This is a genomic window from Chryseobacterium sp. HNCC26DJ238 (assembly GCF_057180465.1).
The window spans coordinates 120532-146301 of record NZ_JBXUGI010000013.1; the positions used below are offsets into that span (position 1 = coordinate 120532).

General features: G+C 35.4%; 24 protein-coding genes. 20 read left to right on the plus strand and 4 right to left on the minus strand.

Annotated elements, in window-relative coordinates; all coding sequences use genetic code 11:
* Window positions 1-74 precede the first annotated feature (74 nt).
* The 14 genes from AC2A07_RS13535 (at window position 75) to AC2A07_RS13600 (ending at window position 14383) form a co-directional block, all read left to right on the plus strand.
* Window positions 75-218, plus strand: coding sequence for a bacteriocin-like protein (locus tag AC2A07_RS13535; RefSeq protein WP_484050853.1), 144 nt, complete (start codon window positions 75-77; stop codon window positions 216-218).
* Between the two features lie 33 nt (window positions 219-251).
* On the plus strand, window positions 252-398 hold the full coding sequence (locus AC2A07_RS13540; protein ID WP_484050854.1) for a bacteriocin-like protein: 147 nt from the start codon (window positions 252-254) through the stop codon (window positions 396-398).
* Between the two features lie 10 nt (window positions 399-408).
* Window positions 409-558 (plus strand): bacteriocin-like protein, encoded by a 150-nt coding sequence (locus tag AC2A07_RS13545; protein WP_484050855.1) that lies wholly within the window; start codon window positions 409-411, stop codon window positions 556-558.
* Between the two features lie 203 nt (window positions 559-761).
* On the plus strand, window positions 762-941 hold the full coding sequence (locus tag AC2A07_RS13550) for a bacteriocin-like protein (protein WP_484050856.1): 180 nt from the start codon (window positions 762-764) through the stop codon (window positions 939-941).
* 714 nt (window positions 942-1655) lie between these two features.
* A complete protein-coding gene (locus AC2A07_RS13555) occupies window positions 1656-3275 on the plus strand; it encodes an alpha/beta fold hydrolase (RefSeq protein ID WP_484050857.1) in 1620 nt (539 codons plus the stop codon).
* A gap of 65 nt (window positions 3276-3340) precedes the next feature.
* Window positions 3341-3523, plus strand: coding sequence for a class I lanthipeptide (locus tag AC2A07_RS13560; protein WP_484050858.1), 183 nt, complete (start codon window positions 3341-3343; stop codon window positions 3521-3523).
* Between the two features lie 68 nt (window positions 3524-3591).
* Window positions 3592-4509, plus strand: a complete 918-nt coding sequence (locus AC2A07_RS13565) for an LLM class flavin-dependent oxidoreductase (RefSeq protein WP_484050859.1) — start codon at window positions 3592-3594, stop codon at window positions 4507-4509.
* 19 nt (window positions 4510-4528) lie between these two features.
* On the plus strand, window positions 4529-5656 hold the full coding sequence (locus tag AC2A07_RS13570) for a lanthionine synthetase LanC family protein (protein WP_484050860.1): 1128 nt from the start codon (window positions 4529-4531) through the stop codon (window positions 5654-5656).
* Window positions 5653-8703: a lantibiotic dehydratase gene (locus AC2A07_RS13575; protein ID WP_484050861.1), complete on the plus strand. Its 3051-nt coding sequence runs from the start codon at window positions 5653-5655 to the stop codon at window positions 8701-8703. Before AC2A07_RS13570 ends, AC2A07_RS13575 begins: the two co-directional genes overlap by 4 nt.
* A 1-nt stretch (window position 8704) precedes the next feature.
* Complete coding sequence (locus tag AC2A07_RS13580) at window positions 8705-9940, plus strand: DUF6625 family protein (RefSeq protein ID WP_314494782.1); 1236 nt, start codon at window positions 8705-8707, stop codon at window positions 9938-9940.
* Window positions 9941-9955: 15 nt separating this feature from the next.
* Window positions 9956-10330 (plus strand): cysteine peptidase family C39 domain-containing protein, encoded by a 375-nt coding sequence (locus tag AC2A07_RS13585; protein ID WP_314494784.1) that lies wholly within the window; start codon window positions 9956-9958, stop codon window positions 10328-10330.
* 209 nt (window positions 10331-10539) lie between these two features.
* Window positions 10540-12732, plus strand: coding sequence for a peptidase domain-containing ABC transporter (locus AC2A07_RS13590; RefSeq protein WP_484050862.1), 2193 nt, complete (start codon window positions 10540-10542; stop codon window positions 12730-12732).
* Window positions 12733-12846: 114 nt separating this feature from the next.
* Window positions 12847-13029, plus strand: coding sequence for a bacteriocin-like protein (locus tag AC2A07_RS13595; RefSeq protein WP_484050863.1), 183 nt, complete (start codon window positions 12847-12849; stop codon window positions 13027-13029).
* Window positions 13030-13084: 55 nt separating this feature from the next.
* Complete coding sequence (locus tag AC2A07_RS13600; RefSeq protein ID WP_484050864.1) at window positions 13085-14383, plus strand: HlyD family secretion protein; 1299 nt, start codon at window positions 13085-13087, stop codon at window positions 14381-14383.
* Between the two features lie 128 nt (window positions 14384-14511).
* Here AC2A07_RS13600 and AC2A07_RS13605 read toward each other — a convergent pair whose 3' ends face one another.
* Entirely contained in the window at window positions 14512-15462 is a 951-nt protein-coding gene (locus tag AC2A07_RS13605; RefSeq protein WP_484050865.1) for an isopenicillin N synthase family dioxygenase, read from the minus strand.
* 176 nt (window positions 15463-15638) lie between these two features.
* On the opposite strand from AC2A07_RS13605, the gene menD reads away from it, so the two are divergent.
* A complete protein-coding gene (gene menD / locus AC2A07_RS13610; protein ID WP_484050866.1) occupies window positions 15639-17315 on the plus strand; it encodes a 2-succinyl-5-enolpyruvyl-6-hydroxy-3-cyclohexene-1-carboxylic-acid synthase in 1677 nt (558 codons plus the stop codon).
* Between the two features lie 310 nt (window positions 17316-17625).
* Here the strand turns inward: menD and AC2A07_RS13615 are convergent, their stop codons facing one another.
* Window positions 17626-18252: an aminotransferase class IV gene (locus AC2A07_RS13615; RefSeq protein WP_484050867.1), complete on the minus strand. Its 627-nt coding sequence runs from the start codon at window positions 18250-18252 to the stop codon at window positions 17626-17628.
* Window positions 18236-19213, minus strand: a complete 978-nt coding sequence (locus AC2A07_RS13620; protein ID WP_484050868.1) for an aminodeoxychorismate synthase component I — start codon at window positions 19211-19213, stop codon at window positions 18236-18238. Before AC2A07_RS13620 ends, AC2A07_RS13615 begins: the two co-directional genes overlap by 17 nt.
* Window positions 19214-19260: 47 nt before the next feature.
* Between AC2A07_RS13620 and AC2A07_RS13625 the strand changes: the two genes are divergently transcribed.
* The 4 genes from AC2A07_RS13625 to AC2A07_RS13640 all read left to right on the plus strand — a co-directional run bounded on the left by AC2A07_RS13625 (window position 19261) and on the right by AC2A07_RS13640 (window position 22161).
* Entirely contained in the window at window positions 19261-19995 is a 735-nt protein-coding gene (locus tag AC2A07_RS13625; protein WP_484050869.1) for a hypothetical protein, read from the plus strand.
* Between the two features lie 69 nt (window positions 19996-20064).
* Window positions 20065-20799: a beta-carotene 15,15'-monooxygenase gene (locus AC2A07_RS13630; RefSeq protein WP_484050870.1), complete on the plus strand. Its 735-nt coding sequence runs from the start codon at window positions 20065-20067 to the stop codon at window positions 20797-20799.
* A complete protein-coding gene (locus AC2A07_RS13635) occupies window positions 20799-21893 on the plus strand; it encodes an AI-2E family transporter (RefSeq protein ID WP_484050871.1) in 1095 nt (364 codons plus the stop codon). The genes AC2A07_RS13630 and AC2A07_RS13635 overlap by 1 nt, the downstream gene beginning before the upstream one ends.
* 13 nt (window positions 21894-21906) lie before the next feature.
* Window positions 21907-22161, plus strand: a complete 255-nt coding sequence (locus AC2A07_RS13640) for a putative quorum-sensing-regulated virulence factor (protein WP_314494839.1) — start codon at window positions 21907-21909, stop codon at window positions 22159-22161.
* A 76-nt stretch (window positions 22162-22237) separates the two neighbouring features.
* Here the strand turns inward: AC2A07_RS13640 and uvrB are convergent, their stop codons facing one another.
* A complete protein-coding gene (gene uvrB / locus AC2A07_RS13645) occupies window positions 22238-24229 on the minus strand; it encodes an excinuclease ABC subunit UvrB (protein ID WP_484050872.1) in 1992 nt (663 codons plus the stop codon).
* A 277-nt stretch (window positions 24230-24506) separates the two neighbouring features.
* On the opposite strand from uvrB, the gene AC2A07_RS13650 reads away from it, so the two are divergent.
* Complete coding sequence (locus AC2A07_RS13650) at window positions 24507-25706, plus strand: PQQ-dependent sugar dehydrogenase (RefSeq protein ID WP_484050873.1); 1200 nt, start codon at window positions 24507-24509, stop codon at window positions 25704-25706.
* Window positions 25707-25770 lie beyond the last annotated feature (64 nt).

Below are 25770 nucleotides of genomic sequence, written 5' to 3' on the forward strand. Positions count from 1 at the left end.
TTGATTAATTTTAAAATGATTAAAGCGGGATCCGAAAAGCTTAGAAAGAGTAGGAAATTACCAAATCAATTTTTATGAAAAATTTAAAAAAAATCAACCGACAGGAAATGAAAACAATTCAGGGCGGTCTTAACTGCAAAGGCGGACAACTTTGCCTGATCGAAGGAAAATGGAAATGCATGCCTTATGATGGATGCGGTGGTGGAAATCAGCCATAATTTAATTATCAAATCAAACTAAATCAAATTATTATGAAAAATTTAAAGAAAATTTCAAGAAGCCAGATGAAAAGTCTTAACGGTGGAGCTCCTACCTGTTCTGAAGCATGTTGCCCGCCACCGGGTATAAAAAGATGCCCAAATATTTATTGTTTTGCACCATGTCCAATAGAATCTTAAAATTTAGAATATGAAAAATTTAAAAAAATTAGCAAGAAACCAGATGAAAAATATCTTGGGAGCAGGACCAATCGTTGGTTGCTCAACAGCTTGTTGTCCGACAGATGGCAGACCAAGATGTCCTAAAATTTATTGCCCGGCGGTTATCTGCCCGCAATAATATGAAGGAATGTTAATTATGGAATTAACACAGATCTGAAAATTAGATAATGGCATTTCGGATAATACTTTTCTGAAAAATCAAATAATTTTAAATTTTTCAGTGAATATAATCTCCGTGTTTTAAAAATCACTAATTTAGGATAAAATTAAAGCGGTATCCGAAAAGCTTCAATAGAGTAGGAAAACCAAACATTATATATTATGAAAAATTTAAAAAAGCTGTCAAGAGAAAATCTTAGAAGTGTACAGGGTGGAATCACTATAGAGTGTGCACAAGGGCAGGCGGCATCTGTGAAATGCTATTCTACAAATGCTGAATGTGTAAATGATCCTGATTCAGGTGGTTTTTGCATTCGTTACTGCAATAAGTCTTGTTACTAAAGGTCAAAAACCTTTTAATTAGAAGAAAAATTGTCGTCTCTGGGCGACAATTTGTTTTAATTAAAAGTTTGAAAATTTCTTATTTTCTTCAGTGTAAATCTTCAACTTTCATGCTGATTCTTAAACACTTTAAATAGTATTATAGAATAAATATCTCTTGTAATAATATAAATTACGGAGAAAACTTTTTGTAAGGATTTCCTAGTTTTATCTCATTACAGTTTGGTGCCGCAAGCGCAGAGTAGAAATAAGGCATACTCATTCAGATAATATCAGCGGTCTTAATAAAATTCATTCAGATCTGTGAATTTTAATCTTGGATATCCATATTGTAAGTATATCAAATATTTGGGAATATTGGTTAGCGTAAGATCAGATTGAAATTTATTTCTTTGATTTTATAAAAATATAATAATTGAATTTTTTATAAACTATTCTTTAATTTGTCATTATTGTTGATTTAATGATTGTAATACTTTTAAAATTTTATGAAATAAAAATAATTTTAATAGTTGGGATTTAAATTATTTCCTTAAATTTGGAATTATTAATATAAAAAACCATGAAAATATTAAATTCAAATTCTAAAGGATTTTCAAAAAATAGCAAACTAAAGTTTAGTAATAAAATTCTAACCTGTTATAAGCTTCATTAAAGTTTTTGTTTTTTTTATATCATCTTTTGTTAAAAGATATTATCATTTTAATAAAAATTATGAAATTATTCCTTACCTATCTTTTTTTATTTTTTATAGTGTATATGTATCCTCAAAGGATACTTATGGGAAGTGTGAAAAATGAAAATAATGAGGTGGTATCTTATTGTTCAATAAGTTCTACAAAAGAAAATAGGGGGACGACTACCGACAGAAATGGAAATTATTCTTTTGAAATTTCCAAAAATGATTCTCTTGTTTTTGAGGCTAATGGGTATGAAAATAAAAAAATATCAATCACTGATATCGCAATAAATCCTAACATCGTTTTATATAGGAGAGTGTATGTTATTCAGGAAATTAATATTACCGGAAAAAAAACAAAGAAAGACATTTTGGGGGCTAAAAGCAGGCCAATGCTCACTTTTTCTAAAATGTTTGATCAAAATGTTCCCACCATTGAGCAGGGACAAATATTCAATATTTATAAGTGGACTAAACTTAACAGCTATAATTTTTACATTATTCCGAGCTCCAAATTCAAGGAAATTACTTTAAAGCTCAATATACATTCTGTAAAGAATAATGTACCGGATAAATCTCTCCTTCAGGAAAATATAATATTTAAAACCAATAGTACAGGCTGGCAAACCATTGATCTGGAAAAATATAAACTTATTTATAATGATCTGGACCAACTGGCGGTTACCTTACAACTTGTTGAAAGTGTACCTCAGGATAATGTAGATTTCATTTTCGGAATCTCTGCAAAAAAAACATTGTCCAAGGACTTACTGTTCCGTTATCAAAGCCAGGGGAAATGGGAAGCCAGTGGAGGAAGCTTTATCTCCAATATTGACATTAATTATATGAAGGATAAAAAGGAAATCGTTTCTAATAATGTACTTCCAACAGATAACAGCCCTGAGGATAAGATGCTGATGGATTATTATTTAAATAAAGAGAAGGCTAAGAAAACGGTTTATGGAAAAAATAAATCTGGAAAATATATTGATCTCAAGAATGCTAAAATATATTATGAAGAATACGGAAGCGGAGAGCCACTTGTCCTGCTTCATGGGAACAATGGCAGCATATCAGATTTCTATAACCAGATTCCTGATTTGGCAAAGCAATTCAAAGTGATTGTATTGGATACAAGAGGACAAGGAAGAAGTACAGATCTTACCACAGATGATTATACCTATGAAGAATTTTCTGAGGATTTATTAGCCGTAACAAAAGAACTTAATATCAGTAAATTCAGTATTGTAGGATGGAGTGACGGCGGAATTACAGGTTTGCTATTTACTATTAATCATCCTGATTTAGTTAATAAGCTAATCGTTATTGGAGCAAATACAAACCCTGAAGGAATAGAGCCTAAAACCCTGAATACTTTTAAAAAGCAGCTTGAAATAAAGGATGCCCCTAACCAGAGATTGATAAAACTGATGATTCTGCATCCTCATATAGAAACAGAGCAGCTAAAAACAATAAAAAACCCTGTTTTAGTTATCGCAGGAAGTAATGATGTGATCAAGGAAGAGCATACAAAATTGATCAATAGCAGTATCCCAAACTCAAAACTATTGATTGTTCCCGATGCTTCTCATTATGTTCCGTTTGAAAAACCAGACATACTCAATAAGTCGATCATCAACTTTTTAAAAATATAATTTAATTGATAATAAAGCGGAAACCGAAAAGCTAACGAGTAGGTACAAATTAAAATTTTTAAACCATGAGCAAAAAGCTTACAAAAAAGTTAACTCTTAAAAAAGAAAAGTTAACTCAATTAAACTCTGACGAAATGAAATCTGTAAAAGCTGGAAAAGAGCTAGTAACATCTGTTGTTGATTGTTCACACTGGACATGTACAGCTGGAAGCAGTAGGTCTACAAACCTTTGCGTTTGTCCTGCTTAGTAAATCAGAAACATTTTACAAAAATTGTAGCTACTCCGTAAGGAGTAGCTGCTTTTAATAGCTCTATTATGGCAAATAAATTAAAAATAGGCCTTTTAGAATTTGGCATAAGAGAAAACTCGCTCAACAATTCTAAGAAATCATTATACGATATCATTGACTATGCTACAAGAGCGGATCAAATTGGTTTCTCCAGATTCTGGGTTACTGAAAACTATTTTTCAAAAGCACATGACATGGCCTGGTCTACTCCTGAAATGCTGATTCCCATCTTATTAGGATTAACAGAAAAAATAAAAATAGGAATTGCCGGAGTTATTTTACCCTTACAAAGCCCATTCAGAGTGGCTCACAATTATAAGTTGTTATCCAGTTTATATCCCCGAAGATTAGACTTAGGGTTCGTTAAAGGCCTCGTTGGTGAATATGATCTTCAGTATTTTAATGTGGATGTAGATAAAGAAAACTACTTTTCTTCATTTCTTCCAAAACTGGAATCTACATTAAGCTTTCTGAGAGAGGAAAGTGAATTTCTAAAAAAAGACTTAATTATCCCTCCTTATAAAGGAAATATTCCGGATGTATGGTATATGGGATCTTCACACTCTGGCTTAAAAATCGCTTTAGAGCATGATCTTAATTTTGCAAGATCCATCTTTCATGGAGAATCAAACAAAGATTATCTTAAAGAAGAATTACAAAATTTTAGAACAGAATATAAAGCAAAACATGGAAAAGAAGCATCAATGGTACTTACTTTTTCAGGCTGCTGTCATAAAACAAAACAAAAGGCGATTAATGTTGCTAAAAGGAGTACCAACAACGATATAAGCAATATAAGCCTTGTAGGAGATGGAAGTTTTTTTCAGGAAAAACTGCTGGAATTTAAAGAACTCTACGGATATAATGAATTTATGTTTAATAATATCTCAAAATCACACAAAGATTCTTTAACAGCCATAGAAATATTAAGCCAATATGTATAAAGATAAAATTGACTTCTTTTTGACCCAAATTTCAGAAAAATGTAATGAAGATCAAGGTGAAAACATTACATTCAGCCTGGGAAATGGGTATTACTCATTATTTTACAACAATGATGTTGAGATTGAAAAAATTGAGGAACTGATTGACATGGCTTCAGAAGCTTCTTATTCCTCATTTGCTACCGGCAGCTTAGCAATCATCTACTTCATGAGGCTTTTGCATAATGCCAATATTATTGCGGATGAAGACATTGAAGGGATAGAAGAAGATTCTATTGAATTTTTCTTAGAATTACTTTCTGCCGCTGCAGACAGGAAGGAGTACGATTTATTCACAGGACTCATCGGATTGGGAATTTATTTTCTTGAAATTAAAAAATTCGATGCTGCGGCCAAAATAGTGTCTTATATAGACCATTTAAAACATGAAAGAAACCAATCCTTTTTCTGGATTGATCATATAGTAAAAGAAGACAATGTGATTGACCTAGGTCTTGCCCACGGCCAGCCTTCTGTCATCTCCTTTTTAGCCGAATGCTATCATAAAGGCTGCGAGAAAGAGACGTGTGCAAAACTGATAAGAGGAAGTGTCAACTTTCTAAAGGAACTTTACGAAGAAAATAAAGATTCACAATTCATCTTTCCTTCAAAACTCAATATCGCTACAGGAGAAAAGCAATTATCAGAAAGGCTCGCATGGTGCTATGGAGACTTAGGAGTTGCTATAAGCATCTGGAAAGCTTACACCGTTCTGCAGGATGAGGATCTGAAAGCGATGTGCCTTGCTATTATTCTGAATTTATCAAAAATAAAAGCAGACAAGTCCGGAGTTTTCTACAGCCAAAAAAATGAGTGTATAGACACAGGAATATGCCACGGAACATCTGGAATTTCTCATATATTCAATAAATTCTACAGAATATTTCAAAATCCAGAACTGAAAGAAGCACATGATTACTGGATGTCCTTAACCTTACAACAGCTGGATAAAGGAGCTAAGTTCCCTTATGACCTTAAGAATGATGAATGGGTAGAACACACAGGACTTTTGGAAGGGATTTCCGGAGTAGGAATGGTATTGCTGGACTATCAGTATCCCGATAGAGCCAGAGATTGGGATAAAATTTATTTAATGAACATAGGATGAAATACAACGATATAGAAAAACTGAACTTTTATCTGCTGAGAACACCACTTCTTCCGCAAAAAAATATTGATCAGTGGGAAGAGGATATCAGTACAGAAGGCTTCCGTAATACCATTTATTTATCATCACCGGATTTGTATGAACAGCTTATCAACTGGGACGAAAAAAAACTGTCCAAAGAAAAAGCTGATAAAATAAAAAAATCTCTGCTTAAATATTGGCTGAGAACTCATTTCAGAACCATCCCTTTTGGCACCAATGCCGGAGTAAGTATGGGCGAATGGAGTGACAGCACAAGCATAACCCTGGATAAAGAACAGGATAAAATATATGCAAGACTGGATATGCAGCTTTTGCATGATATTACGGTAAAGTTGGAGGAGAATATGCACGTGAGGAAGGTTTGTAAATTCTATACCAACAACACAATATACAGCACTAAAAATAAGTACCGTTATATTGAGCCTACCATAAAGGATTCAGGGTTGAAATATGAAATTATTTCTACAGAAAAAAACAAATATCTGAATTCCATCATAAAAGCCTGCCAAGACGGTTTAAAGCTTTCCGCGATTATAGAAATATTAGTTAATCAGGATATTTCTTATGAAGACAGTTTTGACTATATCAACGAATTGATAGATTCAAAAATTCTTGTCAGTGAACTCTCACCCAAGGTTACTGACAAGAATTTTCAGAATTTTATTTATCAGTTTTTGAAAGATTTGAAAATTCCTTCAGATAAAGAAAATAGTGAAGATGCAGAATTGATCCACAGCCTGACTATCATCTTTGAAATTGTACAAAAGGCCAACAAAACCAATAACACATTTCTTGCTGTTGATCAGATTTCTGAAATATTAACGTCAATCGGGATTAAAAACCACAAAAAAAATATCCTTCAGACCGATTTACTGAAAGGCAAAACTTCGAATACGCTTGATAAGAAGATTTTTAAAGATTTAAAAAAAGTACTTTCAACGGTTTTTCAGATTGGAGCGGCTGACACAATTGATTCTCTGGATAACTTTAAAAAGGAATTCACGGCAAGATATGACCAGCAGGAAATTCCAATACTATTGGCCCTTGATCCGTTATCAGGCATTAATTACCCTTTACATTCGGATAATGACAGCTCTAATCTCACCGATGGAATCCAGTTTAAGTCTGAAAATACGACCAATGTCATTCAGGGATCCCTGAAATGGAACCAGTTTTTAGGAGAAAAATTAATTAATGCTCTGAAAAATAATGAAAATTTAATACAAATTACTCAAGAAGAAGTTCATCCATTTTTAGAAGAAAATAAAAACATTCCTTTCTCAATGTCTTCATTGGTACATCTCTATGAAGATCAGGAAGGACAGCCGGTTATTTTCCATAAATTCAGTGACGGACCTTCATCTTCCACTTATTTGGGGCGCTTTTGCCATATGGATGACCAGCTGGAGGAATCAGTGAAAAATGCGCTGTCTGAAGAAGAATCTTTCTTTGACGGGCAGATCATTGCTGAAGTGATACACAATCCGCAGCCGAGAGTCGGGAATATTACAATCAGACCACATTTAAGGAAACATGAAATCCCAATCATTAACCGTCACAATGCAGATAGTGAACCTATCTATTTGAATGACCTTATGATTTCTGTTAAAAATGACAGAATTGTTCTTCGTTCTAAAAAATATAATAAAGAAGTTATTCCAAGTCTGTCATCTGCGCATAATTATAACCTGCATAAAGTACCGATGTATCATTTTCTCTGTGATCTTCAGTACCAGCACATGACACCTTCCTACAACTGGAACTGGGGCATGTTTGTAAATTATGAATATCTACCCAGAATAATGATCCATAACGTGATTCTGTCGAGAGCTTCATGGTTGTTGGATTACGATAAAATATTCAAAGGTAAAAAGGCTTCTATTCAGGTTTTTAAAGAGTATTTAACGGAGAAAAACATTCCTGAAATCTGTGTTTTCACAGAAAAAGACATGGAACTTCCTGTATTTACAAACAATGCGCTGTCACTGGAAATTCTCTTTGATTATCTATTGAAGGAAAAGCAGATCAGAGTGCTGGAAAATCTTTCTGGACAATACAAGACTGTGACTAAGGATGAGAACGGAAATCAACATAGCAATGAATTCCTAATTCCATGGCATAATTCCAGCAGCAAAAAGAAGGATAAGCTTACTTTTTTCCCTGTAAAAAATACAGTGGTTAGAAATTTTGTTCCCGGAAGTGATTGGCTTTTCTATAAGATTTATTGCAGTACAAAAGTTTCGGATCAGATTATTAAAGATACCATCTATAAATTTGCCAATGGACTTGTTAAAAAAGGAATTATACAAAAATGGTTCTTTATCCGTTACAGCGATCCGGATATGCACATCAGAATAAGATTCCTGACGACATCGCAGGACCATACTCTTTCCAGCCAGATCTATCAGTTGCTTGACAAATATCTGACCAGAGAAATGATTATCCATAAAATTGTTCTGGATACCTACAACAGAGAGATTGAGCGATATGGCGAAACTACAATAGATCAGATGGAAAGTATTTTTTACTTCGACAGCGAATGTGTCTGCCAGTTACTCAAAGAAGCTGAATACACAGAAACTCCCATCTGGAAAGCTGCCGTTGCAGGAATCAACCGTATTCTTGATGATTTCGGTTACCGTATAAAGGAAAAAAGAGACATCTTACAGCAGCTCGCCAACGGATACGGAAACATGCTGGATGATCATTCTAAACAGACATTGAAAGATAAATATAGGGATCACAGACATCAGACACTGGAACTTCTGGCAGGTACAGATGAGTTCTCTAAAACTCTGGATATAAGGTCTAAAAAAACAGCCCATTATATTACTGAAATTAAAGAACTACAGTCTCAGCAGATGGTAAAATCGTTAGTTGTAAGTTATATCCATATGTTTATCAACAGAACATTTGCTTCGAAACCGAATATCCATGAGTCTATCCTGTATTATTTTTTACATAAAAGCTATGACTCAGTGCTGAATATTAAAAAACTGACGTAAGATGACCAGAATCGCATTAATAAACTGTTATTTTGGCAAAAGCTGGCCTGAGTATTTCACCCATTTTTTATACAGCTGCAAATACAATCCGGATGTTGATTTTTTATTATTCACCAACCTGGAAGCGCCTTTCCATTTACCGAATGTCCATTTTATAAAGATTAATAATCTTGCTGAATTCAGTATAATGGCAAGCGAAAAACTGAACCTTGCGATCAACATTCTGGATGGTTACAAATTGTGTGATTTTAAGCCTACTTATGGATTGATTTTTCAGGAATATCTAAAAGAATATGACTTTTGGGGATACTGTGACATTGATATTATTTTCGGTAATATCCGATATTTTATCACAGAGAAATTATTGGAAAAATATGATGTTATTTCACCCCACAAAAACTATCCTGCTGGATTTTTTACCTTATTGAAAAATAATGAGCAATGCATTAATCTATTCAGACAGAGTAAAGATTACGCCCATGTTCTACAGAATACACGTCATTTCTGTTTTGACGAATGTAACTTTGAGTTTAATCTTGTTCATACCACAGATATTACAGAAATAACGACCGAAATTGAAAGTTTCACTCTTGTTGTAAGAAGGATGGAGCTTCAAAAAGAAATTAAATATTATCATAAAAACATTGTTCAGGAGTTTGTTTATTCCAATGTAACCCATCATTGGGTAGAGGGTAATATTTTCAATACAGTAACGGAAAAGCAATACCTGCTGATTCACCTTATCAATCTAAAGGACAATCCGTATTTTTTTATAGATCCTTTTGAAGCAAAGGGCAATTTTTCAATTTCTCCACAAGGGATTCATTATAAATCTAACAAAATTTCTTACTCATTAAAAAAGATCAGGAGAAAAATAGAAAAAATAGTGACCAATGCATTTTACAGATTTTTACTGCTGAAATCTAAGCTGCTCGCTTATATCCAAAAACAGCATGTCAATTTTCTGGAAGAACAGTCTTACAAGATTGGAAAAACATCTATTACCTTTTATCCACAGGACCAGAACAAACTCATCATTATTAACGAAAGCGATAACGGACTCCATTATAATCAATACTCTCTTTATAAACTTAGGGACAACCAGTGGATAGGAATAAGCAAAAAAAATATCAGTACTATTGATTTTCATTATAAAGATCAGGAAGATATTCCCTATAAAGTAAGTATAAAGAGTATAAAGAATGATATCACAGAAAATGCCTACTACATCTATTAAAAAAAATCAGCATCTATGATTGCAAAATATGATTATTTACTGGCCTTTAATTTTTTGTTGAAGAAATTCATACAACAGCATAAAAAAGCGGGAAAAATGCAAAACTATACTTTACCGATAGATGATTACAATTTCCTTAGCTTTTACAATATATTACAGAATGATTTTGAAATTGAAACAATGGTGATAAGGCTGGATGATTGGGAAGATATTGAAGAGCTCAGTTTTCCGGCTATTGCTTTCTTAAAAATCAATGGAGGAATCTTTGTATTGATGACTGATTATAAAGACGGAAAAGTATATTGGGAAAGCAAAGAATACGGAAAACAGACCAATACAATTAATCTGTTTAAGAAAATAAGTACAGGAATTCTTTTAGTCTCCTGTTAAGTCAGTTAAAAAGTGGGAATTGCTTTCTAATAAATATTTTTGTCAATAATTTTTAACAAAAAGCATATCTTTATTTTTGTGATAGACTTTTATTTTCAATAAAATGATTCTCCTTAGAGAAAGATATCCCATAAATTTGTTGAATTAACATTATAAACTGAATTATTAAAAGCTGGTATTCCCTTGTTTTAAGTATAATAAATTAAATTTTGAAAAAATTTCCTTTTTATAAACAGCCCGACTCCAAAGACTGCGGACCTACGTGTCTCAGAATTGTAAGCAAGTACTACGGAAAGAGTATCTCTTTACAGCAGATCCGTCACCTTTCGGAAACGACAAGGGAAGGAAGCAGTCTTCTTGGTCTAAGTGATGCTGCTGAAGATCTGGGGTTCCGTTCTCTGGGCGTACAGATTGATTTCAATACCCTCGCCGAAGAGGTTCCCCTGCCCTGTATCGTACACTGGAACAAGCAGCACTTTGTCGTGGTGTATAAGATTGATAAAAATAATGTGGTGTACATTTCAGATCCCAGTTATGGACTGATTACCTATAGCCGCGAAGAATTTATCAAGTTTTGGATCGGTGAAAATGCCAATGAAAATACAGAAGAGGGAATTGTCCTGATTCTTGAAACGACTCCTGCATTTTTTCAGACCGAATTTGATGATCATGAAAGCAAAGCCAGTTTTTCTTTTCTTTCAAAATATTTACTCAAATACAAGTCTTTAATTGTTCAGCTTGCGATAGGTCTTCTGGCCGGAAGTTTACTGTCTCTGATCCTGCCTTTCCTAACCCAGAGTATTGTCGATGTGGGGATCCAAAACCAGGATCTGAATTTTATTTACCTTGTTTTACTGGCCCAGATCATGCTTTTCCTTGGCAGAATGGGAATTGAAGTAATCCGCAGCTGGATTCTGCTCCATCTGTCAACCAGAATCAATATTTCCATTATTTCAGATTTCTTTATCAAGCTCATGAAACTTCCCATTAGTTTCTTTGATACCAGAATGACAGGAGATATCATGCAGAGGATCAATGACCACCACAGAATCGAACAGCTCCTGACCAATTCTTCTCTGAATACATTGTTTTCACTGGTCAATCTTATTATCTTCAGTATTGTTTTACTGTTTTATGATTACAGGCTTTTTGTAGTTTATCTCGTGGGAGCAGTGTTGTATATTACCTGGATCATGTTCTTTCTCGGAAAAAGAAAAGAACTCGATTATAAAAGATTTTCTCAGGTTTCGCAGGAGCAGAGCAAAGTCATTGAGCTCATCAACGGGATGCAGGAAATTAAAATGTTCAATGCCGAAAAACAGAAACGCTGGGATTGGGAGTTTCTGCAGGTTAAATTATTTAAGATCAGAATAAAATCTCTGTCACTGGAGCAGTGGCAGTCGGTCGGGGGAAACTTTATCAACCAGATGAAGGATATTCTCGTAAGCTTTCTGTCCGCCAAATTGGTGTTGGAAGGCAATCTTACATTAGGGATGATGCTTTCCGTTCAGTACATTATCGGGCAGCTCAACAGTCCTTTACTGCAGTTGATCGATTTTATCAAACAGACCCAGGATGCAAAAATATCCCTTGAAAGACTGGGTGAGATCCATGACAAGGAGGACGAGGAAAATAAAGATGAGCAGTATGCCACAGAAGTTCCCGAGAAAGATATAGAGATCACCAATATGTCTTTCCGGTATATTGGTTCAGATATACCCGTTTTTGAAAATCTGAGTTTAAACATTCCATATCAAAAAACCACGGCCATTGTGGGAGCCAGCGGAAGCGGGAAAACCACTCTGCTGAAGTTACTGATGAAATTCTATGAACCCAATGAGGGGGAGATCAGGATAGGAAGTACACAGATGAAAAATATCTCGCCGAGATTCTGGAGGGATCAGTGTGGGGTGGTCATGCAGGAAGGATATGTTTTCAATGATACGATAGCCAATAATATAGCTGTAGGCGAAGATTACGTAGATAAATCAAAACTGAGGAAAGCGGTGGAAATTGCCAATATCAAAGATTTTATAGAAGATTTGCCTTTAAGCTATAATACAAAAATCGGAAATGAAGGTCTTGGTGTGAGTGGTGGGCAGAAACAGAGGTTGTTTATTGCCAGGGCAGTTTACAAATCTCCCGAGTATATTTTCTTTGATGAAGCCACCAGTGCCCTGGATGCCAATAACGAAAAGGTAATCATGGAAAACCTGGAACAGTTTTTTGAAGGGAAAACAGCTATTGTCATTGCCCACAGGTTATCCACTGTAAAACATGCCGATAAGATTATCGTTTTAGATAAAGGAAAAGTGGTGGAAGAAGGAAGCCATACAGAACTGGTGGCATTAAAAGGTGAATATTACAGGCTTGTTAAAAATCAACTTGAACTGGGGAATTAACCATAAGAAATAATTCATAGATATATCAAAATTATTTTTAAATTTAAAAAAACATAATCAAGCGGAATCCGAAAAGCTATACGAGTAGGGAAAACTAAAACAAATTTATTTATCATGAAAAATTTAAAAAAATTAAAAAGAAACGAATTGAAAACTGTTAAAGGAGGTGCTCCCACTCGAGCTTATTGTTATCAACACAGAACTGAATTTTTCGAAGCACTTCCAGATGATTTTTGTTATCACGAAGAAAATGCGGGTCATATTGCTTGTGAATGTAAAAGACTTTATGGTTTGTAATATGAAAATGAAAGTTAAATCCTCAGAATGAGGATTTAACTTTAAATATATAAACGTGCAAAAAGACATATTAGACAACATAGAGCTCCGCTCAGAAAGCGTACAGGATATCCTCACAGAACCGCCTCACTGGATGTTTCGGTGGGGGAATACGATTATATTAATTATACTACTGCTCATTCTTGGGATGAGTTATATCATTAAATACCCGGAATTTGTTCCGGCACCGATAGTCGTAACCTCACAGAATCCGCCTGAAAAAATCGAGGCCAGGAGCAGTTCAAAGATCGAAAAAATATTTATCAAAGATCATTCGAAAGTAAAAAAAGGTGATGTGATGCTGGTACTGCAGTCTACTGCAAACTATCAGGACGTTTTACAGTTAAAGAAAATGATAGACTCTACCGCTTCAGATCAGCTGCTGTCATTTCCCGTGAATATAGCGGCCCATTTTAAACTTGGTGAGCTGCAGGGGGACTACAACAGTTTTGCGAAAGCATTTCAGGATGAGAATTTATTTACACGATTACAGCCTTACGCTCCGGAAAATATTGCAGCCAATCAAAGTATCCTGGAATCCAAAAGCCGGATCGCAACCCTTAAACAGCAGAAAAATCTTGAAGCTGCAAAAGCAGAGCTTTCCCGTAAGAGCTACCAGCGCTCACAGGACCTGTTCAATCAGGGAGTTATCGCTGCAGTAGAGCTTGAAACCGAAAAAGTAAAATATCTGCAGGCCCAGCAGAACCTGGAAAATCTTAATATTTCGCTTTCCCAGTTACAGGAAAGTATTTCTAATTTCAATAAAACCAAAAGCGGTACTGCAATCAATACCGAGAAGGATAAAATCACCTTTTCATCCCAGACTTTGCAGTTATTTGAGCAGTTAAGAAAATCTCTCAAACAGTGGGAGCAAAGCTATCTGATCGTTTCCTCTACCGATGGAATGGCGAGTTTCCAGCAGTTTTTTGGAGAAAACCAGTTTGTAAAAGCCGGGGATCCGATCGTATCGATCCTACCTGATCACACTGAACAGCTGGTAGGAAGAATGTCTGTTCCTACGGCAAATTCAGGAAAGATTATTCCGGGAGAGAAAGTATTGATTAAACTGGATAATTACCGGTTTCAGGAATACGGAATTATTGAAGGGAAAGTACAGAACATCTCTCTCATTCCGGATGATAAAGGAAATTATTATGTAGATGTCGTCCTGCCGAAAGGCTTAAAAACTTCGTATAACAAAACTCTGAAATTTGATAAAGAACTGAGGGGAAATGCTGAAATTGTGACTCAGGATTTAAGACTGATCGAAAGATTTTTCTATCAGATCAGAAAATTGCTCGGATACCAATCTTAATTCAACAGAGGAATTCAAAAAAATCTCTGTCAATCTGTGCGATCAGTAAGGAATTTTGCCGTCAGATTTCATAGATTGACACAGATCGTTTTCAAAATAAAACCGGACTTTTTTAGTCCGGTTTTATTTTATTTTTTAATTAATCCTAATTCAATTAAGCGTTCGTGAAGAAACTCTCCTGCTGTCGTATCTTCATACAGTTTAGGATGGTTTTCATCTACACAGTTTTCCAGTGCATTCAATGACATTTCGCTCACCGGATGCATGAAGAAAGGGATTGAGTACCTTGAAGTACCCCACGATTCTCTCGGAGGATTGACTACTCTGTGAATCGTAGATTTCAGTTTGTTGTTGGTATGTCTTGAAAGCATATCCCCTACGTTGATCATTAATTCGTCAGGTTCTGCAATCGCATCGATCCATTCTCCTTTATGATTCTGTACCTGAAGACCTTTTCCCTGAGAGCCCATTAAAAGTGTGATCAGGTTAATATCACCGTGAGCAGCTGCTCTTACCGCATCATCAGGCTCCTGTGTGATTGGCGGATAGTGAATGGGTCTTAAAATAGAGTTTCCTTCTGCGATTTTGTCATCAAAGTAAAATTCATCCAGACCAAGGTATAATGCCAATGCTCTTAAAACGTATTTCCCTGTTTTTTCAAGCATCTGGTAAGTTTCTTTACCCACCTCATTGAACTGTGGAAGTTCATCCACGATGACATTATCAGGATATTGGCCTTTGTATTTTGAGTCATCCGAAACATACTGTCCAAAATGCCAGAATTCTTTCAAATCCCCTTTTTTAAATCCTTTTGCAGTTTCTTTTCCGAAACCTACATAACCTCGCTGCCCTCCAATTCCGGGAATCTCATACTTCTGTTTGGTTTCTGTGGGAAGTTCAAAGAAGTTTTTTACTTCTCCATAAAGATCATCTACGAGTTGGTCATTGAGGAAATGTCCTTTTAAGGCAACAAAACCAATTTCTTCGTAAGCTTTTCCGATTTCATTTACAAATTTCTGTTTGCGTTCCGGGTCACCCGAAAGGAAATCACGCAGGTCTACACTAGGTATTTTATCCATTTTATAGAAATTTTACGTGATGCTAAAATACAGCTTTTTTGAATTAAATGATTTTAGAATTAATTATTTATAAACTAAATTTGTGCTGTGAAATCGCTGAAGACCCAATTGGTAAATAAATGGGGATGAAATTCAGTCGATTGCATTTGACCTTCAAAAAATAATAGAATTTTCAAATGAAAAAATATTCTTCCAAGAGAAGTATTCAGATACTTGCCCATCTTTTTCAGCAATACGGAATTGTAGACATCGTGATATCTCCGGGATCCAGAAATGCCCCCTTAGCTATTCATTTTTCTGAAATGAATGATTTCAACTGTTTCAGTATTGTCGATGAGAGAAGTGCATCTTTTGTAGCTCTTGGAATGGCGAAAAGTGAGAAAAAACCGGTGGCAATTACCTGTACAAGCGGTTCCGCAGCAGCTAATTATTACCCTGCAGTGACTGAAGCTTTTTACCAGAATATTCCGATGTTGATTTTAACAGCTGACCGGCCTACCGATTATGTTGATCTTTTTGACGGACAGACCATCCGGCAGAATAATCTGTTCCACCAGCATTCCTATGGGGATTTTCAATTGTTGGAAGATAGTAAAGAAGATGCTGAAAACATCAATTCGGATATTATTAAAAAGGCGATCGAACTGTGTTTTGAGAAACAGGGACCGGTCCATATCAATATTCCTTTGGAGGAACCTTTGTATGATCTGGTTTCTGAACTGCCGACTTTTCCTGAAGTGGAAAAGACCATTAAGAAGAAAGAATATGAAATTCCATCCAATTTAATCGCTGACTGGAATACTTCACAGCGAATTATGATTCTGGTCGGAACAAAAGACTACAGCCCGGAGTTGGAAAATCAATTGTCTCAATTGGTTAAAAATCACTCTGTGGTTGTTCTGAGTGAAGCGAATTCGAATGTATATCATGAGAAATTTTTCAGACATATTGACCGGTATATTTTTGCTTTCAGTGAAGAAGATTTTAAAACATATGCGCCGGATCTGTTAATTACGGTAGGACAGAATGTTGTTTCCAAAAAAGTTAAATTGTTTTTGAGGAAGGCGCATCCCAAACAACATTGGCATCTTGATGAGGTGTGGCAGCCGGATACCTATTTTTCCCTCACGCAGAAAATAGAAATCAAGCCTGAGGTTTTCTTTTCTAAATTATTAAATTTCATCAATTTAGAGCCGAGGCCTTATTATAATTTATGGGATGTTTTAAGAGATAAAAAAGATAAGAAACATAGAGATTTTTTAAACTTAACCGAGTTTTCAGATTTCTATTTCTTTAATAAAGCTTCACAGAGTATTCCTGAGAATTATAACATTCATTTCAGCAACAGTTCGGCAATCCGCTATGCTCAGCTGTTTGATTTCGGTAAAAGGAGAATGTACTGTAACCGCGGAACAAGCGGTATTGATGGTTCAACATCAACAGCAATGGGTTTTGCAATCAAAAATGCAAATCCGACCTTGTTAATTACCGGGGATTTAAGTTTTTTCTATGACATTAATGGTCTTTGGAATCAGTATATCCCGCCATTCACAAGAATTATTATTTTTAATAACGGAGAAGGGAATATCTTCAAAATAATTCCCGGTCCGGGAAATGCCAATTCAAATACAGTGGATGAATTTATTGCGACAAAGCATCATAAAAATGCAGAGTTTTTAGCAAAACATTTCGGGTTTTCTTATGTAAAAGTAGAGGATGACGGGACTTTAGACCGTGTTTTTGATAATTTCTTTAAGCCTGATGTGCAGCCTAAGATTATGGAGGTCAACACACAGGGTAAAAACAATGCAGATACCCAGAAAGCTTATTTTAATTTTTTAAAAGAAATCTAAACGGACTTTTAAAAGTTAGCTTTCGGAATCAAAGATGAAAAATACAATTTTACACCATTCTTGTATTTTGTAAAGATCAATGGATTAATCATCAAAGCAATTGTATTTCTTAAGCAATGAAAGGCGACCGTTTATCGTAAAAAACATGTGTTCAAAAACGTTAACTTACTTTTCTAAATGTGATATTCAAAATACACAATAGGTTAATTTTAAACTCTCTAAAGATATTGTTTGGAAAAAAAATCAGATTTATGAACCCATAAATCTGATTTTTTTTGATATAAAAGTAAATTTTTCGGCAGAATAAATTCTATAAATCCAGATAATCATTATTTCCCGGTAGATTTGTGATTTTGTGAAGAGGATAAATAAACATGTCATCAAAATCATTCAGCGCATTGATCAGTTGAAAATGTGAAAATTCCTTTATGTTCTGTAAAGTGATTTCAGCTTCTTTTATCTTCTTTTTCTTTAGAAGATGCTGTCTCTGAACTCCATTTAACAGGTAAGTGGACGGAGTAAACCATTCTTTCCCTTTTTGAAAAAGAATATTTGAAAATGAAGTGTCGGTGATGTGATTATTTTTCACAATAATAATTTCTTCAGCCTTAGATTTCATCTTCATCTTTTCCAGTTCTTTACGGTCTTCAAACTTAAAGGAATAATCGTAACTGTTGTTTTCAACCAGTTGAAAATCCTGAATTTCCGGTATTGCATAAGGAATCATCATGGTTCTGAATCTCTTATCAAGATCATAGGTAAGTCTTAGTTTGTACAAACCGTCTTCATCATGGTTCAGTTCTTTAAAAATCTTATTCAGGTCAATGGAACCTTCTTTCCCGAAATGGGCGAAAGTATCATTAACACGTTTCTGGTGAAATTCAAGCAGGAACAGCTCCTGATCTTCTACTTTAATGCTTTCAATGAATTGGGACATAAATTTTATTTTTCATTTCCTGATACTCGTCTTCTAACTTACTCATATGCGTAATACCGCCGCCGCTTTTGAAATACAGCTCATCTCCTTCTTTTTCAATAAAACGGATCATTACACAACTGTCAAGATTTTCACCGTCGAACCAACCACAGACGCCGGTATAAAAACCTCTGTCAAAGCCCTCTGCTTCAAGAATAATCTCTAAGGTTTTTGATTTGGGGGCTCCTAAGATTGATCCTGCAGGCAGAAGTTTCTGCATAATGCTGCCTATCTTTCCCTTAAATTCAGGTTTTACATCTCCTGAAATTTCAGAACTCATTGCATACAGATCTTTTTCGTGGGTTTTAAGAAAATCAATATACTGAAATTTATCTACCTTCACGTGATCTGCGACCATACTCAGATCATTTCTAAGCAGATCAACGACAGTATAATGTTCGGCTTTTTCTTTTTTGTCATTCTTAAGTATCTCTGCTGCATTCTCAAGAGATGCATCAATCGTCCCTTTCATCGGATAGGTGAATATTTTATTACCAACTATTCTGACGAAAGTTTCAGGAGAAAAAAATACAAAAAAATCTTTGAATAAAACCTTATATTTTGCCTGAGAATGATGAAAAATTTCTTCCAGGCTCAGATTGGTCTCGATTTTCGTTTTTCGGGTATAATTGACAAGATATGAATTTCCCAGACGAATATTTTTCTGAACGAGTTCAAACCCATTCTGAAAACTTTTTACAGGCTCCGGAAAAGATTTCCATTCTGTTTTTTTTGCTAATACCTGTTGTTTTTCTGTGTTTGAAAATAATTGAAAATCAATGAGTAGACCGCTTTTTGAAATCTCATTTTCCCTGAAGATTTCCACTTGGTCAACCAGGAAATCAATCATAAAGAAAAAGGGAACTTTCTGATGTGAAAGTTCGTCCATCTCAATAAATTTTTGATGATTTGCAGAAAACATTCCGCAAAAGTAGTTATTGATGTTTACTTTTGCACAAAATATTTTTAATGCAGGAGAAATATCCACAAAAACCGGGACTCGACTTTATCTTAAAACAGGCATTTTATTACTGGAACAGAACGCTGCTTTTTCAGCTGATGTTTTCAATCATTTACTTTTCTGTATTTTTGACCGTCCTTTTTTATTTTTCTGAAAAGTATGGAATCATCAATCAGTTTTTTGGTGCTGCATCAGATTATATGAAGGCCGGACCTGCAGGACTGGACGACTATAAAAATAATATTGCGGCCATCATGGCAACAGAAGGATTTCAGAATTTTTATCTTGGTATGGTGGGAGTACAGGTTTTTCTTTACCCTTTAAATATGGGTTTCTTTCAGATTTTCAGAAAGATGGATCTGAAAGAAACGGTTACAATCGGAGATCTCTTTACAGGATATAACGGGTTGAATTTTTTCAGATATATCAGCTATTTTATTTTCTGGTTTTTCTTTTATACTTTTATTGCTCAGACGATTATATTGCCGGTAGCCTGGGTGATGGTTACACTTTTTGTTGCTCCACTTATGTTTTTCCAGAACAAAACAATTTTTGAAGGAATTGCTTTAAACTGGAAAGTTTTAAAACTCTATTTCATAGAAATCTGTGTTTGTGTGATTGTAGCAGTTTTATTCAGATATATAGGTTTTGCTTTATTCTTAATAGGTGGTTTGTTGACCTTACCTTTTTGGAATGCAATGATTTATTCGCTTTACAAAACAATTTTTAACGAGGAGAATTAAATTTGAAAATGGTAATGATTTGTTCTCAGAAAAAAAGTTAAATTTGAGAAACATTAAAAAAATCTAACCATGTCTGAATTTAACGAATTTGACCAACAGGGTTCTGTTCCCAACAAAGATGCCGGATCCATTATTTCGCATGCCTTTGAGATGTATAAAGGGGTAATTCTATATGCAGTCGTTACCATGATTGTCTATTTTATTGCTGATTATGTGATTCAGTTCTTCAGTGGATATAACTCATGGAGTAGTTTTACCGAATTTCGTGATCTTGATGGTGATTATTCAAGTTACGGGGATTGGAATAAGCCGGGATTGTCACTCTACTATTCTTTTTCTAGTATTTTAGGGATTCTACTATCCCCGCTTTATGTTGGATTAATTTACATCACCAATAAATTTAATACAAAAGTTCCTGTGGAATTTGCAGATCTTTTTATAGGTTACCGTCAGAATCTGGGCAATATTCTTTTGTACAGTTTAATCATCAATATCATACTGGGGATCTCATTAATTATGTGTATCGTACCCTTTTTCTTTGTGTTTCCTCTGTTTCTTATTGGTTATCCTATTCTGTTATTTGAAAATTCATCTGCACTTGATGCACTGAACAAGACTTTTAATATTGCCAAAGAAAACTATGGTGTATTTTTGGGAAGTGCAATTTTAGGTGGACTTATTAGTATTGCCGGAATCTTTTTGTGCTGCATTGGTATAATTTTTAGTGCACCATTCATCATGATAGTAATGTATTCTACTTACTGTGCCTATTTAGGGAAACCAAGACAAATAACATATAAATAATGTCACATCACGAAAAACAAATCAGCAGTGTTGTAATCAAACAGATTGCTCTGCTCGCTATTATTTTAATTTTAGCAGCTTTAATCTGCTTTAACCTGGCACTTTTCATTCCTTCAGTACTTGGTGCAATTACCATTTATGTACTTTGTCGGAAGTACAATTTTTATCTGCAGGAAGAGAAAAAATGGAAGCCCTGGGCATCGTCTCTTCTGCTGATGTTTGCGAGTCTTGTCATTATCATTCTGCCATTATACTTTATTGGAGATCTTCTCATTGAGAAATTAGGGAATGCGAAGATGTACATGGAAAAATTTAATGTATTTGTCGAAAAAATCCACACATTCGTTTACGATAAAACGAAATTTGATCTTCTCAGTAAAGAAAATATGACAAAGCTTAAAAACTTTGCAGGACAGTTTTCCACCATTGCTTTGAGTGGCACTTTCAATACGCTGACAGTAATTCTGTCGATGTATTTTATTCTGTATTTTATGTTTGAAAAGCCTAGGTTTTTTGAAAGAATTCTTGCTTCTGCCGCACCGTTAAAGAGATCAAATGTTTCTTTAATCGGTGAGAAAATGAGAAAACTGATCATGGCCAATGCGATTGGAATTCCGGTTGTTGCTATAGGACAGGGAATTGTTGCGCTGATAGGATATTTCATTTTCGGTGCACCAAGTCCGATTCTTCTTTTTGCCCTTACCGCGGTCGCGTCGATGATTCCTATTGTAGGAGCTGCAATCATTTATGCCCCGATCTGTATATTTATGATTGCAGAAGGACAGACAGGGCCGGGAATCGGTTTAGGTATTTACTGTTTGGTTGTAGTTGGAGTAACTGACAATGTGCTTCGTTTCACACTGTTAAAAAGACTTGAGGACATACATCCTTTAAATACAGTATTTGGAATTATTATGGGAATGAACCTTTTTGGGTTTATGGGATTAGTGTTCGGACCGATTTTGGTTTCGTTTACGCTACTCCTGATTCAGGTATATAGAAATGAATTTTCAGATGATGATAAGCCTGAACTTGAACTTTCCAGCAAAGGAAGAAATGATGATTCAGAAAATAAAATTGATTTAATTGTTTAAAATGGAGCAGGGAATAAATCCGGAAATATTAAAGGAGATCTGTGTAGATAGGATGCCTTTCGGAAAATATCAAAATACCATTATCGCTGATCTGCCCATCAGTTATCTGGAATGGTTTAACAGGCAGGGAATGCCTAAAGGAAAACTGGGAATGCAGCTTTCTACCATCTATGAAATAAAACTAAACGGTCTTATGGATCTGCTTACTCCTCTCCGTGGCGGTAAAACAGAATATCAGAAACCTAAAACAAAAGTATATAAGTTTTAAGAAAAAAGCTTGATTTTAAAAGAAAGGCGACATCTCCAGATGTCGCCTTTCTTTTAAATTATGTCTTATTGTATCATTAACCTCTCAACGCTGCAATTTCATCTCTCAGCTGTGCTGCTTTAATAAAGTCTAAATTTTTGGCTGCCCCTTCCATCTCTTTTTGTTTTTGGAGGATTAATTTTTCAACGTCTTCTGTTGCATAAGTTGCTTTTACATCAGCAACTTTTTGCAAAATTTGTTTTTGCGTGTATTTTTCATCCGGGAAATCCTTGCTTCTTCCCACAAGGTTTTCAGAAATCTTTTTATTCAGTGCCATAGGAACTTTATTATGTTCCGTATTATAGGCGATCTGTTTCTCTCTACGGTATTCGGTTTCGTCAAGAGTTGACTGCATTGATTTGGTGATTTTATCAGCATAAAGAATGGCCCGTCCGTTAAGGTTTCTCGCCGCACGTCCGACAGTCTGAATCATTGATCTCCTGCTTCTCAGCATACCCTCTTTATCCGCGTCCAGAATTGCCACAAGTGAAACTTCAGGCAGATCCAGACCTTCTCTCAATAGGTTCACTCCAATCAAAACATCAAAAATACCAAGACGTAAGTCCTGCATAATCTGAATACGCTCCAGAGTTTCAACGTCAGAATGAATGTACCTTGTTCTGATTCCGAATTTTGTAAAGTACTTGGTGAGCTCTTCTGCCATTTTTTTGGTCAGGGTAGTTACCAAAACCCTTTCATCGATTTCAGCTCTTTTACGGATTTCTTCCATTAAATCATCAATCTGATTTAGAGAGGGTCTTATTTCTATAATAGGATCTAAAAGTCCGGTAGGACGGATGATCTGTTCGATATATTCTCCGCCTGTTTTTTCGAGTTCGTAGTCTGCCGGTGTTGCAGAAACATAAATTACCTGATTCTGGATGGCTTCAAATTCTTCAAATTTTAATGGACGGTTATCCATTGCTGCCGGAAGCCGGAATCCATATTCCACCAAAGCCTCTTTACGGCTCCGGTCACCGCCATACATAGCATGCACCTGTGGTACCGTAACATGGCTTTCATCAATAATCATAAGATAATCTTTCGGAAAGTAATCCAACAGGCAGAACGGACGTGATCCCGGGAGCCTGCCGTCAAGATAACGGGAGTAATTTTCAATACCTGAGCAGTAACCCAATTCTTTAATCATTTCAAGATCCAGTTCTGTTCTTTCCTGAAGCCTTTTTGATTCTAAAGGTTTTCCGATTTCAGAGAAAAAGTCTACCTGTTTTACCATATCATCCTGTATATTTCTGATGGCACCGTTCAATGTTTCTTTTGATGTCACAAAAAGGTTGGCAGGATAGATCTGGATCTGGTCAAAATTAGCGGTAGTATTTCCTGATACAGGATCAAAACTCTGAATTTTTTCAATTTCATCACCGAAAAACTGAACTCTTACGCCGTTATCTGCATACGCAGGAAAAATATCTACAACATCCCCTTTTACACGGAAGGTTCCTCTTGAGAAGTCGGCTAATGTTCTTGAGTATAATGCATTAACCAGTGAGTGGAGAAGTGCTGTTCTCGTCGTCTTTTCGCCGATTTCCAGTGAAATCAGGGATTTGTGAAATTCTGCGGGATTCCCGACACCGTAAATGCATGATACAGAAGCTACAATCAATACATCTCTTCTTCCTGATAATAAACTGGCGATCGCTGAGAGACGGAGTTTCTCTACCTCTTCGTTGATACTTAAATCCTTTTCAATATAGGTTCCTGAACTAGCTATATAAGCTTCAGGCTGGTAATAATCGTAGTAACTTACAAAATATTCAACCGCATTTTCCGGAAAGAATTCTTTAAATTCCATAAAAAGCTGGGCCGCCAATGTCTTGTTATGTGCCAAAACCAATGTAGGTTTCTGGGTATTATGAACGACATTCGCGACGGTAAATGTTTTACCGGAGCCTGTCACCCCAAGTAAGGTCTGGTATTTTTCACCGATTTCTATTCCTTCAGTCAGTTTTTCGATTGCTGTAGGCTGGTCTCCGGTCGGTTTATATTCTGATTGCAGCGTAAATTTCATACATCAAATTTATGAAATAAAAAGAGTCCGAAATAAGACTTCAGATATAATTTATTGAGTATTTTTTGCGAACTCAGAGCATATGACATCAGGAATTTAAGTTTCATTTAATTTCTTTAATTTAAAAATGAAATACTATTTCATGGATTTTGTGGCATTATTTTTACACTCAATAATTTCATGTGCATCAATTGATAATAAGTAAATTTTTGCTGTGATTCGCAGAGATTATTTTACAGATACTCACATTCATTTTATAACCAATAAATATCTATATATGAACAAGATTTTTTTACCCATTTTACTGGCTTCTGCAACAACTATTGTTTCGTGTCAGGGAAAAGGAAAGCCCAGTGAACCGTCAGCTAAACAGGAAAAAGCCAATACCAGCTATAAACCTGCTTTTGAAGGACAGACAAGAATTGCTCCGGTAAAAACAGCAACCCCTTATAATGTCGAAGTACTGAATAAAGATTTAGGAAAGCCATGGGGAATCATTAATTTACCTGATGGGAGATTTCTCATTACGGAAAAGTCAGGATTTATCAATGTCGTTTCCACAGACGGGAAACAGGTTTCTAAAATTGAAGGTTTTCCGAAAGTTGATGATAAAGGACAGGGAGGAATGCTTGATGTAGCTTTGGATCCTGATTTTAAAACGAACAATATGATTTATTTCGTTTTTTCAGAACCTTTTGGCGAAGGAAACTTAACTTCCGTTGCAAAAGGAAAGCTTTCTGCGGATCTGAAAAATATCTCCGAAGTGAAGGTAATTTTCCGTGCTACACCTTCCTATGACGGAGACAAACACTACGGTAGCCGACTGCAATTTGATAAAGACGGAAACTTATTTGTCAGTACAGGGGAGAGATCTGATAAAGAAACCAGGGTGTATGCGCAGAAAACAGACAATTATCTGGGGAAAATCTTAAAAATAACAAAAGACGGTAAACCTGCACCGGGAAATCCGTTTATCGGAAAAGATGGCTATAAGCCTGAAATTTATGCATTCGGAATCAGAAGTCCGCAAGGTTTGGCTCTTGATGAGAAAGGACAGCTCTGGGACATCGAAATGGGTCCGCGAGGAGGCGATGAAATCAATCTGATCCAACCTGGAAAGAATTACGGATGGGGTGACGTTACGTATGGCATCGAATATTCCGGAGAGAAGATCAACAACGGTACTACGCAAAAAGAAGGAACAGAACAGCCTGTTTATTACTGGGATCCTGTAGTGTCACCAAGTGGAGTAACTTTCTATACCGGAAATATTGCTGAATGGAAAAATAATTTATTTATCGCCTGTCTGAGTGGTAAGCATATCAACAGAATCGTTTTTAAAGATAATAAAGTCGTTGGTGAAGAGCGTTTGCTTTTAGACCAGAATGAGAGATTCAGAGATGTGCTGAACGGGACTGATGGTAATCTGTACGGAATTACTGATAGTGGTAAGCTGTATAGAATTTCAAAAAAATAAAGTTTTTATCAAGGTGATTAATACAAACATTACGAATCACATTTGAAAGAATAGGCAAGATACA

Excerpts from the sequence above, each read along its gene's own strand:
- AC2A07_RS13585 (WP_314494784.1), top strand. The coding sequence starts at position 9,956 with ATGATTGCAAAATATGATTATTTACTGGCCTTTAATTTTTTGTTGAAG.
- AC2A07_RS13535 (WP_484050853.1), top strand. The coding sequence starts at position 75 with ATGAAAAATTTAAAAAAAATCAACCGACAGGAAATGAAAACAATTCAG.
- AC2A07_RS13620 (WP_484050868.1), bottom strand. The coding sequence starts at position 19,213 with ATGTTTTCTGCAAATCATCAAAAATTTATTGAGATGGACGAACTTTCA.
- AC2A07_RS13605 (WP_484050865.1), bottom strand. The coding sequence starts at position 15,462 with ATGGATAAAATACCTAGTGTAGACCTGCGTGATTTCCTTTCGGGTGAC.
- AC2A07_RS13635 (WP_484050871.1), top strand. The coding sequence starts at position 20,799 with ATGTCACATCACGAAAAACAAATCAGCAGTGTTGTAATCAAACAGATT.
- AC2A07_RS13650 (WP_484050873.1), top strand. The coding sequence starts at position 24,507 with ATGAACAAGATTTTTTTACCCATTTTACTGGCTTCTGCAACAACTATT.
- AC2A07_RS13555 (WP_484050857.1), top strand. The coding sequence starts at position 1,656 with ATGAAATTATTCCTTACCTATCTTTTTTTATTTTTTATAGTGTATATG.
- menD (WP_484050866.1), top strand. The coding sequence starts at position 15,639 with ATGAAAAAATATTCTTCCAAGAGAAGTATTCAGATACTTGCCCATCTT.
- uvrB (WP_484050872.1), bottom strand. The coding sequence starts at position 24,229 with ATGAAATTTACGCTGCAATCAGAATATAAACCGACCGGAGACCAGCCT.
- AC2A07_RS13630 (WP_484050870.1), top strand. The coding sequence starts at position 20,065 with ATGTCTGAATTTAACGAATTTGACCAACAGGGTTCTGTTCCCAACAAA.
- AC2A07_RS13540 (WP_484050854.1), top strand. The coding sequence starts at position 252 with ATGAAAAATTTAAAGAAAATTTCAAGAAGCCAGATGAAAAGTCTTAAC.
- AC2A07_RS13580 (WP_314494782.1), top strand. The coding sequence starts at position 8,705 with ATGACCAGAATCGCATTAATAAACTGTTATTTTGGCAAAAGCTGGCCT.
- AC2A07_RS13565 (WP_484050859.1), top strand. The coding sequence starts at position 3,592 with ATGGCAAATAAATTAAAAATAGGCCTTTTAGAATTTGGCATAAGAGAA.
- AC2A07_RS13575 (WP_484050861.1), top strand. The coding sequence starts at position 5,653 with ATGAAATACAACGATATAGAAAAACTGAACTTTTATCTGCTGAGAACA.
- AC2A07_RS13545 (WP_484050855.1), top strand. The coding sequence starts at position 409 with ATGAAAAATTTAAAAAAATTAGCAAGAAACCAGATGAAAAATATCTTG.
- AC2A07_RS13615 (WP_484050867.1), bottom strand. The coding sequence starts at position 18,252 with ATGTCCCAATTCATTGAAAGCATTAAAGTAGAAGATCAGGAGCTGTTC.
- AC2A07_RS13625 (WP_484050869.1), top strand. The coding sequence starts at position 19,261 with ATGCAGGAGAAATATCCACAAAAACCGGGACTCGACTTTATCTTAAAA.
- AC2A07_RS13550 (WP_484050856.1), top strand. The coding sequence starts at position 762 with ATGAAAAATTTAAAAAAGCTGTCAAGAGAAAATCTTAGAAGTGTACAG.
- AC2A07_RS13560 (WP_484050858.1), top strand. The coding sequence starts at position 3,341 with ATGAGCAAAAAGCTTACAAAAAAGTTAACTCTTAAAAAAGAAAAGTTA.
- AC2A07_RS13595 (WP_484050863.1), top strand. The coding sequence starts at position 12,847 with ATGAAAAATTTAAAAAAATTAAAAAGAAACGAATTGAAAACTGTTAAA.